Annotated in this window: 15 protein-coding genes and 2 tRNA genes; 10 read left to right on the plus strand and 7 right to left on the minus strand. The window is 63.9% G+C overall.

The features are described 5' to 3' along the window. Positions 1-67: 67 nt before the first annotated feature. Genes murI through hemA form a run of 5 tightly spaced genes read right to left on the minus strand, consistent with a single transcriptional unit; the run spans position 68 to position 4,807 of the window. The gene (murI, locus tag LT948_RS18100) at positions 68-865 is read right to left on the minus strand and encodes a glutamate racemase (RefSeq protein WP_022580115.1); all 798 of its coding nucleotides are present in this window, start codon (positions 863-865) and stop codon (positions 68-70) included. Beyond that, positions 855-1,613, minus strand: a complete 759-nt coding sequence (locus LT948_RS18105; RefSeq protein ID WP_033996051.1) for a molybdopterin-synthase adenylyltransferase MoeB — start codon at positions 1,611-1,613, stop codon at positions 855-857. Before LT948_RS18105 ends, murI begins: the two co-directional genes overlap by 11 nt. Next, positions 1,607-2,437 carry a peptide chain release factor N(5)-glutamine methyltransferase gene (gene prmC / locus LT948_RS18110; RefSeq protein ID WP_022580113.1) on the minus strand — a complete coding sequence of 277 codons (831 nt, stop codon included), beginning with the start codon at positions 2,435-2,437 and terminating at the stop codon, positions 1,607-1,609. The genes LT948_RS18105 and prmC overlap by 7 nt, the downstream gene beginning before the upstream one ends. A gap of 1 nt (position 2,438) precedes the next feature. Further along, positions 2,439-3,521, minus strand: coding sequence for a peptide chain release factor 1 (gene prfA, locus LT948_RS18115; RefSeq protein ID WP_003094997.1), 1,083 nt, complete (start codon positions 3,519-3,521; stop codon positions 2,439-2,441). A 17-nt stretch (positions 3,522-3,538) separates the two neighbouring features. After that, positions 3,539-4,807 (minus strand): glutamyl-tRNA reductase, encoded by a 1,269-nt coding sequence (hemA, locus tag LT948_RS18120; protein WP_003095001.1) that lies wholly within the window; start codon positions 4,805-4,807, stop codon positions 3,539-3,541. 143 nt (positions 4,808-4,950) lie between these two features. On the opposite strand from hemA, the gene lbcA reads away from it, so the two are divergent. The 10 genes from lbcA (at position 4,951) to LT948_RS18170 (ending at position 12,606) form a co-directional block, all read left to right on the plus strand. Further along, positions 4,951-6,723 (plus strand): proteolytic complex protein LbcA, encoded by a 1,773-nt coding sequence (gene lbcA, locus LT948_RS18125; RefSeq protein ID WP_003135130.1) that lies wholly within the window; start codon positions 4,951-4,953, stop codon positions 6,721-6,723. Positions 6,724-6,727: 4 nt separating this feature from the next. After that, a complete protein-coding gene (lolB, locus tag LT948_RS18130) occupies positions 6,728-7,345 on the plus strand; it encodes a lipoprotein insertase outer membrane protein LolB (protein ID WP_003095005.1) in 618 nt (205 codons plus the stop codon). A 1-nt stretch (position 7,346) separates the two neighbouring features. Beyond that, a complete protein-coding gene (gene ispE / locus LT948_RS18135) occupies positions 7,347-8,195 on the plus strand; it encodes a 4-(cytidine 5'-diphospho)-2-C-methyl-D-erythritol kinase (RefSeq protein WP_009878189.1) in 849 nt (282 codons plus the stop codon). A gap of 36 nt (positions 8,196-8,231) precedes the next feature. Further along, positions 8,232-8,306: transfer RNA gene (locus tag LT948_RS18140), tRNA-Gln, on the plus strand. 55 nt (positions 8,307-8,361) lie between these two features. Further along, entirely contained in the window at positions 8,362-9,303 is a 942-nt protein-coding gene (locus tag LT948_RS18145; protein WP_003099281.1) for a ribose-phosphate pyrophosphokinase, read from the plus strand. 116 nt (positions 9,304-9,419) lie between these two features. Then, positions 9,420-10,034, plus strand: a complete 615-nt coding sequence (locus LT948_RS18150; RefSeq protein WP_003095013.1) for a 50S ribosomal protein L25/general stress protein Ctc — start codon at positions 9,420-9,422, stop codon at positions 10,032-10,034. A 41-nt stretch (positions 10,035-10,075) separates the two neighbouring features. Beyond that, on the plus strand, positions 10,076-10,660 hold the full coding sequence (gene pth / locus LT948_RS18155; RefSeq protein ID WP_003099278.1) for an aminoacyl-tRNA hydrolase: 585 nt from the start codon (positions 10,076-10,078) through the stop codon (positions 10,658-10,660). A 40-nt stretch (positions 10,661-10,700) separates the two neighbouring features. Continuing rightward, positions 10,701-11,801 carry a redox-regulated ATPase YchF gene (gene ychF / locus LT948_RS18160; RefSeq protein WP_003099270.1) on the plus strand — a complete coding sequence of 367 codons (1,101 nt, stop codon included), beginning with the start codon at positions 10,701-10,703 and terminating at the stop codon, positions 11,799-11,801. 178 nt (positions 11,802-11,979) lie between these two features. Further along, positions 11,980-12,056 (plus strand) — tRNA-Met (locus tag LT948_RS18165). 139 nt (positions 12,057-12,195) lie between these two features. Next, positions 12,196-12,606 carry a hypothetical protein gene (locus tag LT948_RS18170; protein ID WP_070341487.1) on the plus strand — a complete coding sequence of 137 codons (411 nt, stop codon included), beginning with the start codon at positions 12,196-12,198 and terminating at the stop codon, positions 12,604-12,606. Here the strand turns inward: LT948_RS18170 and LT948_RS18175 are convergent. Both LT948_RS18175 and LT948_RS18180 read right to left on the minus strand, forming a co-directional pair. After that, positions 12,587-13,588: a phage integrase gene (locus tag LT948_RS18175; protein WP_004352688.1), complete on the minus strand. Its 1,002-nt coding sequence runs from the start codon at positions 13,586-13,588 to the stop codon at positions 12,587-12,589. The two genes, LT948_RS18170 and LT948_RS18175, sit on opposite strands and share 20 nt — an antisense overlap. Beyond that, on the minus strand, positions 13,585-14,877 hold the full coding sequence (locus tag LT948_RS18180) for a hypothetical protein (RefSeq protein ID WP_004352686.1): 1,293 nt from the start codon (positions 14,875-14,877) through the stop codon (positions 13,585-13,587). The genes LT948_RS18175 and LT948_RS18180 overlap by 4 nt, the downstream gene beginning before the upstream one ends. Between the last annotated feature and the right edge of the window lie 173 nt (positions 14,878-15,050).

Genomic DNA, 15,050 nt, shown 5'->3' on the forward strand with positions numbered 1-15,050 from the left:
TTACTAAAGCAGATACTAGACCAAACGCTTTAGTTCAAAAAATCGCTGTCACGTCTGCCAGGAACGACTAAACGACTAATTTTCCTACGCTTTCCGGGCTTCCCCAGAGGATCGGCAGGATCCTTTCCATCTCCTCCGGCAGCGCGCTGGTCCAGAAACGCGGCGTCGCGGCCTGGCCAGAGGCCAGTAGCGCCCGCGCCGACAATACGCGCTCCAACTGCCGGGCAACAGCCGCTCCCGTATCGATCACCGCCATCTCCGTCGGGATCAGCTCGGCCAGCAGGGGTTTGACGAAGGGATAATGAGTACAGCCGAGGATCAGCGTATCGCAGCCCTGTTCGAGGATGGGCGCCAGCAGGCGTTCCAGCAGTGCCCGGGTTTGCGGCCCATAGAGATCGCCGGCTTCGATGCGCTCGACCAGCCCCGGACAGGGCTGGGTGAAGACCTGTACATCGCTGGCGAAGCGGTCGAGCAAGGCGGCGAAACGCGCGCTCTTCAGAGTTCCGGTGGTGGCCAGGACGCCGACCCGACCGTTACGGGTGGCCGCCGCGGCCGGCTTCACCGCCGGCTCCATGGCCACCAGCGGCACCTGCGGATAACGTTCGCGCAATTCCGCCGCAGCCGCTGCCGTCGCGGTATTGCAGGCCAGTACCAGAGCCTTGGCGCCCTGCTCCAGAAGGAAATCACCGATCCGCTCGCAGCGTTCGCGGATGTACTCCGCGCTCTTCTCGCCGTAGGGCACATGGGCGTTGTCGGCGACGTAGAGCAACGATTCGGATGGCAGGCGCGCGCGAATCTCACGCAATACGCTGAGCCCGCCGACCCCGGAATCGAAAACGCCGACCGCGGCCGACTCAACCGCCATGGCGTTGCCCGCAGATGGCACAGGAAGGATCGCGACGCACCCGCAATTCGCGGAAGCGCGTGCCGAGGGCGTCCACCAGCAGCAGGCGGCCCACCAGCGGTTCGCCGAAACCGGCCAGCAGCTTGAGCGCCTCCAGCGCCTGCAGGCTACCGACCAGCCCCACCAGCGGACCGATCACGCCGGCCTCGCTGCAGGTCAGCTCGGCCTCGCTGCCGTGCCCGTAGAGGCAGTGGTAGCAGGGGCTTTCGTCGCGGCGGGTATCGAATACCGAAAGCTGGCCCTCGAGACGGATCGCCGCGCCACTGACCAGCGGCTTGCCGGCACGCACGCAGGCGACGTTGACCGCCTCGCGGGTGGCGAAGTTGTCGGTGCAGTCGAGCACCAGGTCGACCGCCGCCACGGCGGCATCGAGGGAATCCTCGTCCAGCGCGGCGCTATGGCTGACCAGGCGGATCTGCGGATTCAGCGCGCCCAGCCGGCGCATCGCCGACTCCACCTTGCCGACACCGACGCTGGTGCCATCGTGGATGACCTGCCGTTGCAGGTTGGTCAGGTCGACCGTATCGAAATCCGCTAGGTGCAGCTCGCCGACCCCGGCCGCGGCCAGGTACAGCGCCACCGGCGAACCCAGGCCGCCAAGACCGACGATCAGTGCGCGGCTGCGCTTCAGGCGCAGCTGGCCCTCGACGTCGACCTGCGCCAGCAGGATCTGGCGACTGTAGCGCAGCAGTTCCTCGTCGCTCAGCATGCCCATTGTCCGAGAGTGATCCGCTCGTTGCCGCCGAGGTCGCGCAACGTATGTACCCCGGCGAAGCCGCGGGCGCCGAGCAGTTCGCGCACCGCCGCCCCTTGATCATAGCCGTGCTCGAGCAGCAGCCAGCCTTCGTCCAGCAAATGCCGCGGCGCCTGGGCGACGATCTGGCGGATATCGTCGAGGCCATCGCTACCCGCGACCAGCGCGCTCTTCGGCTCGAAACGCACGTCGCCCTCGCTCAGGTGCGGGTCGCTGGCAGGGATGTACGGCGGATTGCCGACGATCATCCGGAAGCGCCGGCCATCGAGGGCGGAGAACCAGTGGCTGCTGCGCACCTCGACGTTCTCCAAGAGCAGCCGCTGGCGATTGCGCTCGGCCAGCGCCACGGCCTCTTCCACACGGTCCACCGCAGTCACTGTCCATAGCGGCCGCTCGCTGGCCAGGGCCAGGGCGATGGCGCCGGTGCCGGTGCCCAGGTCGAGCACCGTAGCGGTGTCCGCCGCGAGGGTCGCCAGCGCGGTTTCCACCAGCAGTTCGGTGTCCGGGCGCGGGATCAGGGTGTGTGGCGCGACCTCCAGGTCCAGGCTCCAGAAGCCCTGGTGGCCAAGTATGTAGGCCACCGGCTCGCCGTTGCGCCGACGGGCGATCCAGTCGTCGAACCGCTCGTTGGCCTCGCGCGGCACGATGCGCTCCGGCCAGGTACGCAGGAAGCTGCGCGGCTTGCCCATCGCCGCCGCCAGCAGCAACTCGGTGTCGAGCCGGGCGCTGGGCGAATCGGGCAGTTGGGAATCCTTGAGAAGGGTACAGATAGTGGTCATATCAGTCGCCCAGGGCCGCCAGTTGATCGGCCTGGTATTCCTGCAGCAACGGCTCGATCACCTGTTCCACCGCGCCCTCCATCACCTCGCCCAGGGAGTACAGGGTGAGGTTGATGCGATGGTCGGTGACCCGCCCTTGCGGGAAGTTGTAGGTACGGATGCGCTCCGAGCGGTCGCCCGAGCCCACCAGCAGCTTGCGCGTGCTGGCGATCGCCTGCTGCGCCGCGGCCTGCTGCTGGTCGTTGAGCTTGGCCGCCAGCCAGGCCATGGCCTTGGCGCGGTTCTTGTGCTGCGAGCGCTCTTCCTGGCACTCGACCACGATGCCGCTGGGAATGTGGGTGATGCGCACCGCCGAGTCGGTCTTGTTGACGTGCTGGCCGCCGGCGCCGGAGGAACGGTAGGTGTCCACCCGCAGGTCGGCCGGGTTGATCTCGATCGTTGCCTGTTCGTCCGGCTCCGGCAGCACCGCGACAGTGCAGGCGGAAGTGTGGATCCGGCCCTGGGATTCGGTTTCCGGCACCCGCTGCACGCGGTGCGCGCCGGACTCGAACTTGAGCTTGGCGTAGACGTTGTCGCCCTCGACCCGGGCAATCACTTCCTTGTAGCCACCGTGCTCGCCCTCGTTCTCCGACAGCGTCTCGACCCGCCAGCCCTGGCGCTCGGCGTAGCGCGAATACATGCGGAACAGGTCGCCGGAGAAGATCGCCGCCTCGTCGCCACCGGTGCCGGCACGGATCTCCAGGAACACGTTGCGGCTGTCGTTGGGATCCTTCGGCAGCAGCATGCGCTGCAGGCTGTCGCCGAGGGCGGCGAGGCGGCCGCGCGCTTCGGCGACCTCCTCCTCGGCAAGGTCGCGCAACTCCGGGTCGCTGTCCTTGAGCAACGCCTGGGCGCCCTCGAGATCGGCCTGCACCTTGCGGTAGTCGCGGAACGCCAGGATCACCGGTTCGACCTCGGCGTACTCGCGGGAATAGGCGCGGAAGCGGGTCTGGTCACTGATCACCTCGGCGTCGCCGAGCAGCGCCGTCAGTTCTTCGTAGCGATCGCTGAGGACATCCAGCTTTTTCAGCAGAGAAGCTTTCATGCAGGCATAGGTACCGGTCAGTGGCGCGGCGCGCCCTCGTCGAGGGCGAACAGCTCCTGGGCCAGGGCCAGCGCGTCGATGCGGCCCTCGGCGGACATTTTCTTCATCTGCACGCTGGGCGCGTGCAGCAGTTTGTTGGTCAGGCCGCGGGCCAGTTGGGCCATCACCTCGGCCGGGTCGGCACCGTTGGCCAGTTGCCGCTGGGCCTTGCCCAGTTCTTCATCGCGCAGGCGCTCGGCCTGCTGCCGATAGGCGCGCAGCACGTCCACCGCAGCCAGTTCGCGCAGGCGCTGCATGAACTCGGCGACGCCGCTGCCGACCAGTTCCTCGGCGGCCTGGGCAGCGCCCTGGCGGCTCTTGAGATTCTCCGCCACTACTTCGTGGAGGTCGTCGACGCTATAGAGGTAGACGTCGTCCAGTTCGCCGACTTCCGGCTCGATGTCGCGCGGCACGGCGATGTCGACCATGAACATCGGCTTGTGCTTGCGCTGCTTCAGCGCGCGCTCCACGGCGCCCTTGCCGAGGATCGGCAACTGGCTGGCAGTGGAGCTGATGACGATATCGCTGTTGGCCAACTCCTCGGGTATCTCCGAAAGCAGCACCGCATGGGCGCCGAACTGCTCGGCGAGCAGGCTGGCGCGCTCCAGGGTGCGGTTGGCCACCACGATGCGCTTCACGCCTTGCTCGAACAGGTGGCGCGCGACCAGGGTGATGGTCTCGCCGGCGCCGATCAGCAGCGCCTGGCTGCGGTGCAGGTCGCTGAAGATCTGCTTGGCCAGGCTCACCGCGGCGAACGCCACGGACACCGGGTTCTCGCCGATGGCGGTATCGGTGCGGACGGTCTTCGCCGTACTGAAGGTGGCCTGGAACAGGCGGCCTAGCAGCGGACCGACGGTGCCGGCCTCGCGCGCGACGGCGTAGGCCGACTTCATCTGGCCGAGGATCTGCGGCTCGCCGAGGACCATCGAGTCGAGGCCGGAGGCCACGCGCATCATGTGGCGCACCGCGTCTTCGTCCTGGTGCACATAGGCGCAGGCGCGCAACTCGTCGAGGGTCAGACGATGGTAGTCCGCCAGCCAGGCGAGCACGTCGTCCGCGGTCGGATGGTCGATCTCCAGGTAGAGTTCGCTCCGGTTGCAGGTCGACAGGATGGCCGCCTCGCGGCTGGTGGTCAGGCGGCAGAGCTGCTGCAGCGCCTCGACCATCTGTTCCGGAGTGAAAGCCACGCGCTCGCGGACAGCCACCGAGGCGGTCTTGTGATTGATGCCGAGGGCAATGAAGGCCATGCAGGATCGCTGAGCTAATCGGGGAAACGCGCAATTCTCCTACTTCGCCAAGGGCAGGACAACCATTGCCGATGTATTGACCCCATAGACAGCTTCGTCGACGCCCGTCCCGGCCCCCTTGGGCTTGCCGGACGGCTTATGTCATGATGGCGCCACCCTCGCAGGTTCAAGGCCGGCTTTCTTCCTCTATGAACAAATCCCTTGCGCTGCTGACCGTCACGCTGCTGCTCGGCGGCTGCCAGTCACTTATCCACAAGACTCCCGATGGCACCCCGCCGGTGGAAGACACCGCGGTCGAGACCAAGGCCAAGCCGGAAAAGTACGGCTCCTTCAGCGAGGACAGCCTGTATTCGCTGCTGGTGGCCGAACTGGCCGGGCAGCGCAACCGCTTCGACATCGCCCTGAGCAACTATGTGGTGCAGGCGCAGAAAACCCGCGACCCCGGAGTTTCCGAGCGCGCCTTCCGCATCGCCGAATACCTCGGCGCCGACCAGGAAGCCCTCGACACCTCCCTGCTCTGGGCGCGCAGCGCGCCGGACAACCTCGATGCCCAACGCGCCGCCGCGATCCAGTTGGCCCGCGCCGGGCGCTACGAGGAGTCCATGGTGTACATGGAGAAGGTCCTCAACGGCCAGGGCGACACGCACTTCGACTTCCTCGCCCTGTCTGCCGCGGAGACCGACCCGGATACCCGCACCGGCCTGCTGCAGAGCTTCGACCACCTGTTGAAGAAATACCCGAACAACGGCCAGTTGCTGTTCGGCAAGGCCCTGCTGCTGCAACAGGACGGCCGCCCGGACGAAGCCCTGACCCTGCTCGAGGACAACTCCGCAAGCCGCCACGAAGTCGCCCCGCTGCTGCTCCGCTCGCGCCTGTTGCAGAGCATGAAGCGCAGCGACGAGGCCCTGCCGCTGCTCAAGGCCGGGATCAAGGAACACCCGGACGACAAGCGCGTGCGCCTCGCCTACGCGCGCCTGCTGGTGGAGCAGAACCGCCTGGACGACGCCAAGGCCGAGTTCGCCGGACTGGTCCAGCAATTCCCCGACGACGACGACCTGCGTTTCTCCCTGGCGCTGGTCTGCCTGGAAGCCCAGGCCTGGGACGAAGCCAGGATCTACCTGGAAGAACTGGTCGAGCGCGACAGCCACGTCGACGCCGCCCACTTCAACCTCGGCCGCCTCGCCGAGGAACAGAAGGACACCGCGCGCGCCCTCGACGAGTACGCCCAGGTCGGCCCGGGCAATGACTTCCTCCCGGCGCAACTGCGCCAGACCGACGTCCTGCTCAAGGCCGGTCGCGTCGACGAAGCCGCCCAGCGCCTGGACAAGGCGCGCAGCGAGCAACCCGACTACGCCATCCAGCTGTACCTGATCGAAGCCGAGGCGCTGTCCAACAACGACCAGCAGGAAAAGGCCTGGCAGGCCATCCAGGAGGGTCTGAAGCAGTACCCGGAGGACCTCAACCTGCTCTACACCCGCTCGATGCTGGCGGAGAAGCGTAACGACCTGGCGCAGATGGAAAAGGACCTGCGCTTCGTCATCGCCCGCGAGCCGGACAACGCCATGGCCCTCAACGCCCTCGGCTACACCCTGGCCGACCGCACTACCCGCTACACCGAGGCGCGCGAGCTGATCCTCAAGGCGCACAAGCTGAACCCGGACGACCCGGCGATCCTCGACAGCATGGGCTGGATCAACTATCGCCAGGGCAAGCTGGCGGACGCCGAGCGCTACCTGCGCCAGGCGCTGCAGCGCTACCCCGACCACGAGGTCGCCGCGCACCTGGGCGAAGTCCTCTGGGCCCAGGGGCGCCAGGACGACGCCCGAGCCATCTGGCGCGAATACCTCGACAAGCAGCCCGACAGCGACGTGCTGCGCCGCACCATCAAGCGCCTGACCGGCGCCGAGACTCCTTGAAACCATGCGTCTACGTCTTTTCCTCGCCGCCTCCGCGCTGGCCCTGCTCAGCGGCTGCGCCGGCCTGACCTCCCACGAAGCCCTGGAAGGCCAGGGCGATGCGCAGACCTGGAAAACCCACAAGCAGCAACTCAGCGAGCTGGATGCCTGGCAGATCGACGGCAAGGTCGGCATCCGCGCCCCGCGCGACTCCGGCAGCGGCACCCTGTTCTGGCTGCAGCGCCAGGGCTACTACGACATCCGCCTGTCCGGCCCGCTCGGCCGCGGCGCAGCACGCCTGACCGGGCGTGAAGGCGCGGTGAGCCTGGAAGTCGCCGGGCAGGGCCGCTACCAGGCGGAGTCCCCGGAAGCCCTGCTGGAAGAACAACTAGGCTGGCGCCTGCCGGTCTCGCACCTGCTCTGGTGGGTACGCGGCCTCCCGGCGCCGGACAGCAAGAGCCGCCTGACCCTCGACGCCGACAGTCGCCTGGCGCGCTTGGAACAGGACGGCTGGCAGATCGAATACACCCGCTACGCCGAACAGAACGGCTACTGGCTACCCGAGCGCCTGAAGCTGCACGGCCAGGACCTCGACGTCACCCTGGTGATCAAGGACTGGCAGCCGCGCCAGCTCGGCCGCTGACATGAGCGTGCGCCTCAGCCTGCCTGCCCCGGCCAAGCTCAATCTGTTCCTGCATATCCTCGGCCGCCGCGACGATGGCTATCACGAGTTGCAGACCCTGTTCCAATTCCTCGACCACGGCGACGAGCTGCATTTCGAAGCCCGCCAGGACGGCCAGGTACGCCTGCACACGGAAATCGCCGGGGTGCCGCACGACAGCAACCTGATCGTGCGCGCCGCGCGCGGGCTGCAGGAAGCCTCCGGCAGCCTGCAAGGCGTCGACATCTGGCTGGACAAGCGCTTGCCCATGGGGGGCGGCATCGGCGGCGGCAGCTCCGACGCCGCCACGACGCTCCTGGCCTTGAACCATCTCTGGCAACTCGGCTGGGACGAGGACCGCATCGCCGCCCTGGGCCTGCGCCTGGGCGCCGACGTGCCGGTCTTCACCCGCGGACGCGCGGCTTTCGCCGAGGGCGTGGGCGAAAAGCTCACCCCGGTGGACATCCCGGAGCCCTGGTATCTCGTCTTGGTTCCGCAAGTACTTGTCAGCACAGCAGAAATTTTTTCAGATCCACTGTTGACACGCGATTCTCCCGCCATTAAAGTGCGCACCGTTCTCGAGGGGGACAGCCGAAACGACTGTCAGCCGGTAGTCGAGAGGCGTTACCCAGAAGTTCGTAACGCTTTGATCTTGCTAAACAAATTTGTTTCAGCTAGATTAACCGGCACTGGAGGTTGTGTGTTTGGGAGCTTCCCAAACAAAGCTGAAGCTGATAAAGTCTCGGCCCTTCTTCCAGACCACCTTCAGAGGTTCGTCGCCAAAGGAAGCAACGTTTCGATGTTGCACCGGAAGCTGGAAACTCTGGTCTGAGAAAGGAATGCCGAAACGGCATTCGAGCAATACCACAGGGGCGTCGCCAAGCGGTAAGGCAGCAGGTTTTGATCCTGCCATGCGTTGGTTCGAATCCAGCCGCCCCTGCCATTTTCCTCTTCTGTATTTCATCCGGATCCCTTCGGTCGACACAGGTACCTGTAGCGTGTCCAAGATGATGGTCTTCACGGGGAACGCTAACCCCGATCTTGCACGACGCGTCGTGCGTCAGCTGCACATTCCTCTTGGCGATGTTTCAGTTGGCAAATTCTCCGATGGCGAAATCAGCGTCGAAATCAACGAAAACGTCCGCGGCAAGGACGTATTCCTGATTCAGCCGACCTGCGCGCCGACCAACGACAACCTGATGGAACTGGTGGTGATGGCCGATGCCTTCCGCCGCTCCTCGGCCACTCGTATCACCGCTGTCATCCCCTACTTCGGCTATGCCCGCCAGGATCGCCGTCCGCGCTCCGCCCGCGTGGCCATCAGCGCCAAGGTAGTGGCCGACATGCTGACCGTCGTCGGGGTCAACCGTGTCCTCACGGTCGACCTGCACGCGGATCAGATCCAGGGCTTCTTCGATATCCCGGTAGACAACATCTACGGTTCCCCCGTGCTGGTGGACGATATCGAAGACCAGCGCTTCGAGAACCTGATGATCGTCTCCCCGGACATCGGCGGCGTGGTGCGCGCGCGCGCCGTGGCCAAGTCCCTGGGCGTTGACCTTGCGATCATCGACAAGCGTCGTCCCAAGGCCAACCAGTCCGAAGTGATGCACATCATCGGTGACGTCGAAGGCCGTACCTGCGTACTGGTAGACGACATGGTCGATACCGCCGGCACCCTCGGTCACGCCGCCAAGGCCCTGAAAGAGCACGGCGCCGCCAAGGTCATCGCCTACTGCACCCACCCGGTGCTGTCCGGCCGTGCCATCGAGAACATCGAGAAATCCGTACTGGACGAGCTGGTGGTGACCAACACCATCCCGCTGTCCGCCGCTGCCCAGGCCTGTGGCCGCATCCGCCAGCTGGACATCGCTCCGGTCGTTGCGGAAGCCATGCGCCGGATCAGCAACGAAGAATCGATCAGCGCGATGTTCCGCTGAGGTCCAGCCTCGGCGAACGCGCCTGAACGAAAACGCCCCGCTCCGGCGGGGCCTTTGAAATCGCCCGAACGCTGGTCGCAAGCGTTCGGGCGCATTGTTATTTTTGGAGATACACAATGGTCGACTTTATTCTGAATGCCCAAGTGCGTTCCGATCTGGGGAAAGGTGCGAGCCGCCGCCTGCGTCGTAACGCCGGTCTGGTTCCTGCTGTCGTTTACGGCGGCGACAAAGAGCCCCAGTCCGTAACCCTGGAACTGCGCGAAATCGCCAAGCTCCTGGAAAACGAGGCTGCCTTCAGCCACGTGATCGCCCTGAACGTTGGCGGCGCCAAGGAAACCGTACTGATCAAAGCCCTGCAGCGCCATCCGGCGAAAGGCTTCGTGATGCACGCCGACTTCCTGCGCGTGGTCGCCGACCATAAGCTGACCGCCCACGTACCGCTGCACTTCATCAACGAAGAAGTAGCCGTTGGCGTCAAGCAATCCGGTGGCGAGATCTCCCACACCATCTCCGAAGTCGAAGTTTCCTGCCTGCCGAAAGACCTGCCGGAATTCATCGAAGTCGACATGGCCAAGGTCGAGCTGGGCCAGATCGTTCACCTGTCGGACCTCAAGGCTCCGAAAGGCGTCGAGCTGGTACAACTGGCCCACGGCAACGATCTGGCCGTTGCCAACATCCACGCTTCCCGCGTGGTGAAGGAAGAAGGTAGCGAAGAAGGCGCCGCCGAGTAATTCATTACTCGATCGCCTTTTTATAGAGAGGGGCTCCCGTCGTGACTGCCGTACAACTGATCGTTGGCCTGGGAAACCCGGGTCCTGAATACGACCAGACCCGGCATAACGCGGGGGCCCTTTTCGTTGAGCGCCTGGCGCATGCCCAGGGCGTCAGCCTCGTGGCTGACCGCAAGTATTTCGGCCTGGTCGGCAAGTTCAGCCACCAGGGCAAGGACGTTCGTCTGTTGATCCCGACTACCTACATGAACCGCAGCGGCCAGTCCGTGGCGGCGCTGGCGGGATTCTTCCGGATCGCCCCGGACGCCATCCTGGTCGCCCACGACGAACTCGACATGCCCCCTGGCGTCGCCAAGCTCAAGACCGGCGGTGGACACGGCGGGCACAACGGGTTGCGCGATATCATCGCCCAGCTCGGCAATCAGAATTCTTTCCATCGCCTGCGGCTTGGCATCGGCCATCCGGGGCACAGCAGCCTGGTTTCCGGTTACGTGCTCGGCCGCGCCCCGCGCAGCGAGCAGGAACTGCTCGACACCAGCATCGACTTCGCCCTCGGCGTGCTGCCGGAAATGCTCGCCGGGGACTGGACCCGGGCGATGCAGAAGCTGCACAGCCAGAAGGCCTGAACCACTTTTCTAGCGCCTGTCTGAGCGCGAGGGACATAGCATGGGATTCAACTGCGGCATCGTCGGCCTGCCCAACGTCGGCAAGTCCACCCTGTTCAACGCCCTGACCAAATCCGGTATCGCGGCGGAAAACTTCCCGTTCTGCACCATCGAGCCGAACAGCGGCATCGTGCCGATGCCCGACGCGCGCCTGAACGCCCTGGCCGAGATCGTCAAGCCCGAGCGCGTACTGCCGACCACCATGGAATTCGTCGACATCGCCGGCCTGGTGGCGGGCGCCTCCAAGGGTGAGGGCCTGGGCAACAAGTTCCTCGCCAACATCCGCGAGACCGACGCCATCGCCCACGTGGTGCGCTGCTTCGAAGACGACAACGTGATCCACGTGTCCAACAGCGTCGACCCCAAGCGCGACATCGAGATCATCGACCTCGAACTGATCTTCGCCGACCTCGACAGCTGCGAGAAGCAACTGCAGAAAGTCGCCCGCAACGCCAAGGGCGGCGACAAGGAAGCCCTGGCCCAGAAGGCCCTGCTGGAAAAGCTCATCCCCCACTTCACCGAAGGCAAGCCGGCGCGTTCGCTGCTGAAGAACCTCGGTGACGAGGAGAAGCGCCTGGTACGCAGCTTCCACCTGCTGACCAGCAAGCCAGTGATGTACATCGCCAACGTCGCCGAGGACGGCTTCGAGAACAACCCGCACCTGGATGTGGTGAAGGCCATCGCCGAGGAAGAAGGCGCGGTGGTGGTGCCGGTGTGCAACAAGATCGAAGCCGAGATCGCCGAGCTGGAAGACGGCGAAGAGAAGGACATGTTCCTCGAGTCCCTCGGTCTCGAGGAACCCGGCCTGAACCGTGTGATCCGTGCCGGCTACGGCCTGCTCAACCTGCAGACCTACTTCACCGCCGGGGTGAAGGAAGTCCGCGCCTGGACCGTCCGCGTCGGCGCCACCGCCCCGCAGGCCGCCGGCGTGATCCACACCGACTTCGAGAAAGGCTTCATCCGCGCCGAAGTGGTCGCCTACGACGACTTCATCCAGTTCAAGGGCGAACAGGGTGCCAAGGAAGCCGGCAAGTGGCGCCTGGAAGGCAAGGACTACATCGTCAAGGACGGCGACGTGATGCATTTCCGCTTCAACGTGTAATCCCCTTCCCGTCCCAGGAAAGCCCCGGCCAAGCGCCGGGGCTTTTCGTTCCTGCCCCTCCCCATCGCCCTCTCTCCGGCGATCCGACCCCTTCCGTCTAAACGATTGAAAGATCAGAAAATTATCTAGGCCCAGGGGTTGACAGCCCCGCCCGAGATACGGAAAATGCGCGCCACTCGGCTACATAGCTCAGTCGGTTAGAGCGCAGCATTCATAATGCTGATGTCCCAGGTTCAAGTCCCGGTGTAGCCACCATATTTTTCAAGGGGTTAGCGCAAGCTAACCCCTTTTCTTTTGCCTGTGGTGACTACAAAGTGACTACAGCGTGTCTACCTCTTCCCTCACCCCTGCCTCTGCCCTACCCTTCGGTCATCAGCCAGTAGAGACAAGGGACATGTTCAGCGAACTCGGCTTTTCTATGTTTGACGTGCTTCTTCCCATTGCCTGCACTATCGGTGCGATCTTTGGGAGCCTGGCACAGACAATGGTCGCGAATTACAACCTCACTCACCTTCCCCGCCAGGAAGGAGATATGAAACTCGCCTCGACTCAACTACAAGAACTTCGCTCCGCATGGCTATTCATGCGGCTTTTTGTTGGAGGCGTATTAGGCTTCGTTGTTGGGCTGTACTTCATTGGAGCACTACAAGAGACACCAGCAGTCTTTGCAAAGATATGGGCTCTATCCTTCGTTGTGGGTTATGCCGCTCCGAAGATTTGGGTCGTTCAGGAGCGAAACCTCCTCAGCCGTATTGATAGCTCCCTGGACAAACCTGAAAAGGCTTCTACTGGTGTACCTGACTAGCGAAGTGCTTTATCTGATACAGCGGGGAGAGGCTCATAGCCGAGGCCAAATGCTCCGGCGATAGGTGCGCATACCGCATGGTCATCGTGATCGAGGAGTGGCCGAGGATCCGCTGTAGGGTCAGGATGTCCCCTCCCCCCATCATGTAGTGGCTGGCGAAGGTATGGCGGAGAATGTGGGTCATCTGGCCCGGCGTCTGGAACCCACAACGCTGATAGGCGCAGCGGAACGCGGCGCGGCAAGACATGAACAGGCGGCCAGATCCAGGCATGCCCACCTTGAATATCAACCTCTCCAACTCATCCGGGATCGGCACTGATCGGCTCTGCCGATTCTTGGTCCGGTGATAGTGCACCTTGCCGCCATGCACAGCGCCCCGCGTCAGGCTTTCCGCCTCTTCCCAGCGGGCTCCCGTGGCGAGACACAACAGCGCGACCGGATAGGTATGGTTGTTCGTACTGGCCTTGCACTCTTCCAGCAGTCGAGCGACCTGATCCAGGGACAGAAACGTCAGTTCGACCTGATCCGTCTTGATTTGCCGGACCTTGCCCAGCGGGTTTTCCTTGTGCCAGGAGCCCAGGCGAATCAGTTCAGAGAAGACCGCCGACAAGTAGCGTTGCTCGTGATTGACCGTCTCAGGCTTCACCTCGGTCAAGCGACGTTGCCGGTAGCGTGCCCACGCCAACGAATCGAACTCGAACGCCAAGGGGTTCCCTAGCCGCTTCGCCAGCGCCTCGCAGCGCGCCAAGCGTTGCTTGCCATCCTTCAAGGTGCAGCCGTGGAGGTCATACCAAACCTTCACCAGATCGGAGAGACGGTCATCCAGCGGTCGGCCCGTCTCGCCCTTCACGGCGAAAAAATCCTGCTCATAGCGAATCGCGGCAGACTTGGTGGCGAAGCCTTTCTTGCGAATCCTGCGCCCGGAACGACCATTCTCATAGAAGTCAGCCGTCCACGTCTTGCCGTCCTTGCGTACCGTCATATCGCATATCCCTTGCGCAGATAGCGATCACACATGAGCTTGTGGATATGCCTTTCCAGATCGCGACGAGTCCAACCCTTGGCGAGATAGTGGTCTTCGATAACGTGCCAGAACTCCAGTTTACGGGCGGACTCAATAGCCTTTTTTGCCGGGACACGCTCCCGCGCGATCAGGCTCACGAACTGGCCAAGGAACATCTCGCAGTTGCGCCCGCTAAAGCCCTTGGCGGTCTTGTAATAGCGCCGATACTCGGTGCGCTCGATCAGCGGATCGCACTCGACCTGGACGCGGGCGTCCTGGCTGATCAGGCTCCAGAAGGCGTCATACATGCCCTCCCGGGAGAGCACACGGAATGCCTCGCAGGCATAGTTCCACAGCCCCTGTAGATGCGGGCAAAGGCCCTCGTAGGTGCGGCAGCCGATGACCTCCCCCGAGGCCATACGCGAGCCTTCGGAGAACTGCTGGACGATGGAGTGGTGATAGCGAAACTCGATCCGCCACACCGTTTCCAGGGGGTTATAGGCCGGGTCGCCATCACCGAACGGATCCCCGTTCAGGGTCGCCCACACGCTTTCCCAATAGTCGAGCTTGTCGGTGGCCCGAGCCTGGAGGGTCTTGTTATAGATCGACAGTTGCAGGCCGTTGGCCGAGCCGAACATGTACGTCTCGCCACGCCCGTAGACCGAGGCGTTGCCGTCGAACTCGATCCGCTCGATCCCACTGATTTGCCGTACCCGACGCGAGCGGCAGTGCATGCGATCAACGAGATCAGCCGGAGGCGTCCAGCCCTGCACATCCAGCGCGATATGCACGGCTGCTTGGTTGGTCTCACAGTGACTCAGCACCGCTGCGGCCAGGTCATCCAGCACTCCCTGAAGGATACGCGGGTCGGCGCCGTCAATGGCGTGAGGCGACACTTCGATCTTGAGGTGCGAGCCAATGGTGTCGACCTTGATGTTGTGGTTCTTGATCAGCAGGATCAGGCCCATTTCGGCGTTCTGCAGGCGGTACTGATAGCCAGAGTCGCGACCGATACGGCCCTTGGACCATTCGTAGCCGGCGAACTCGACCACATCCACCGACAGGTCAAACAGCGCCATGACTTCCGGGCGCAACTTGCCGTTGTACAACTGCCGCACGGTGTCCACGCCGCACCGCAGGATCCGCACGCCTGACAAGTCGGTGAACTGTCCATTGAGCGGGTCCATGAAAAGCATCCCCTTCGGGGACTTGTGGAAATCCCCGTTTTCTTCGAGGACCAGTCGGGTTGGATGGATCGGAGTCTTCATGTTCTTTACCCGTTAATGAGGTTCTATGGGGTTGCTGATCGGGGGTTATCTGACGTGTTACAGGGGCGTCGGCCGCGCCTTCGGCCTATCGCTCATGCCTTGCGCTCCCGGCCGGCGGCGCGGCCCGCCCCTCATGGCGGCACCCCTACCGCCGCTAGCGCCGTCATCACCGT

Source organism: Pseudomonas sp. CP-1 (genome assembly GCF_021213715.1).
Classification (GTDB): Bacteria; Pseudomonadota; Gammaproteobacteria; order Pseudomonadales; family Pseudomonadaceae; genus Pseudomonas; species Pseudomonas aeruginosa.

Coding starts and splice junctions, on each gene's coding strand:
- LT948_RS18180 (WP_004352686.1), bottom strand. CDS start 14,877: ATGAAGACTCCGATCCATCCAACCCGACTGGTCCTCGAAGAAAACGGG.
- prmC (WP_022580113.1), bottom strand. CDS start 2,437: ATGACCACTATCTGTACCCTTCTCAAGGATTCCCAACTGCCCGATTCG.
- LT948_RS18175 (WP_004352688.1), bottom strand. CDS start 13,588: ATGACGGTACGCAAGGACGGCAAGACGTGGACGGCTGACTTCTATGAG.
- ychF (WP_003099270.1), top strand. CDS start 10,701: ATGGGATTCAACTGCGGCATCGTCGGCCTGCCCAACGTCGGCAAGTCC.
- lolB (WP_003095005.1), top strand. CDS start 6,728: ATGCGTCTACGTCTTTTCCTCGCCGCCTCCGCGCTGGCCCTGCTCAGC.
- LT948_RS18105 (WP_033996051.1), bottom strand. CDS start 1,613: ATGCTGAGCGACGAGGAACTGCTGCGCTACAGTCGCCAGATCCTGCTG.
- lbcA (WP_003135130.1), top strand. CDS start 4,951: ATGATGGCGCCACCCTCGCAGGTTCAAGGCCGGCTTTCTTCCTCTATG.
- hemA (WP_003095001.1), bottom strand. CDS start 4,807: ATGGCCTTCATTGCCCTCGGCATCAATCACAAGACCGCCTCGGTGGCT.
- ispE (WP_009878189.1), top strand. CDS start 7,347: ATGAGCGTGCGCCTCAGCCTGCCTGCCCCGGCCAAGCTCAATCTGTTC.
- murI (WP_022580115.1), bottom strand. CDS start 865: ATGGCGGTTGAGTCGGCCGCGGTCGGCGTTTTCGATTCCGGGGTCGGC.
- LT948_RS18150 (WP_003095013.1), top strand. CDS start 9,420: ATGGTCGACTTTATTCTGAATGCCCAAGTGCGTTCCGATCTGGGGAAA.
- LT948_RS18170 (WP_070341487.1), top strand. CDS start 12,196: ATGTTCAGCGAACTCGGCTTTTCTATGTTTGACGTGCTTCTTCCCATT.
- prfA (WP_003094997.1), bottom strand. CDS start 3,521: ATGAAAGCTTCTCTGCTGAAAAAGCTGGATGTCCTCAGCGATCGCTAC.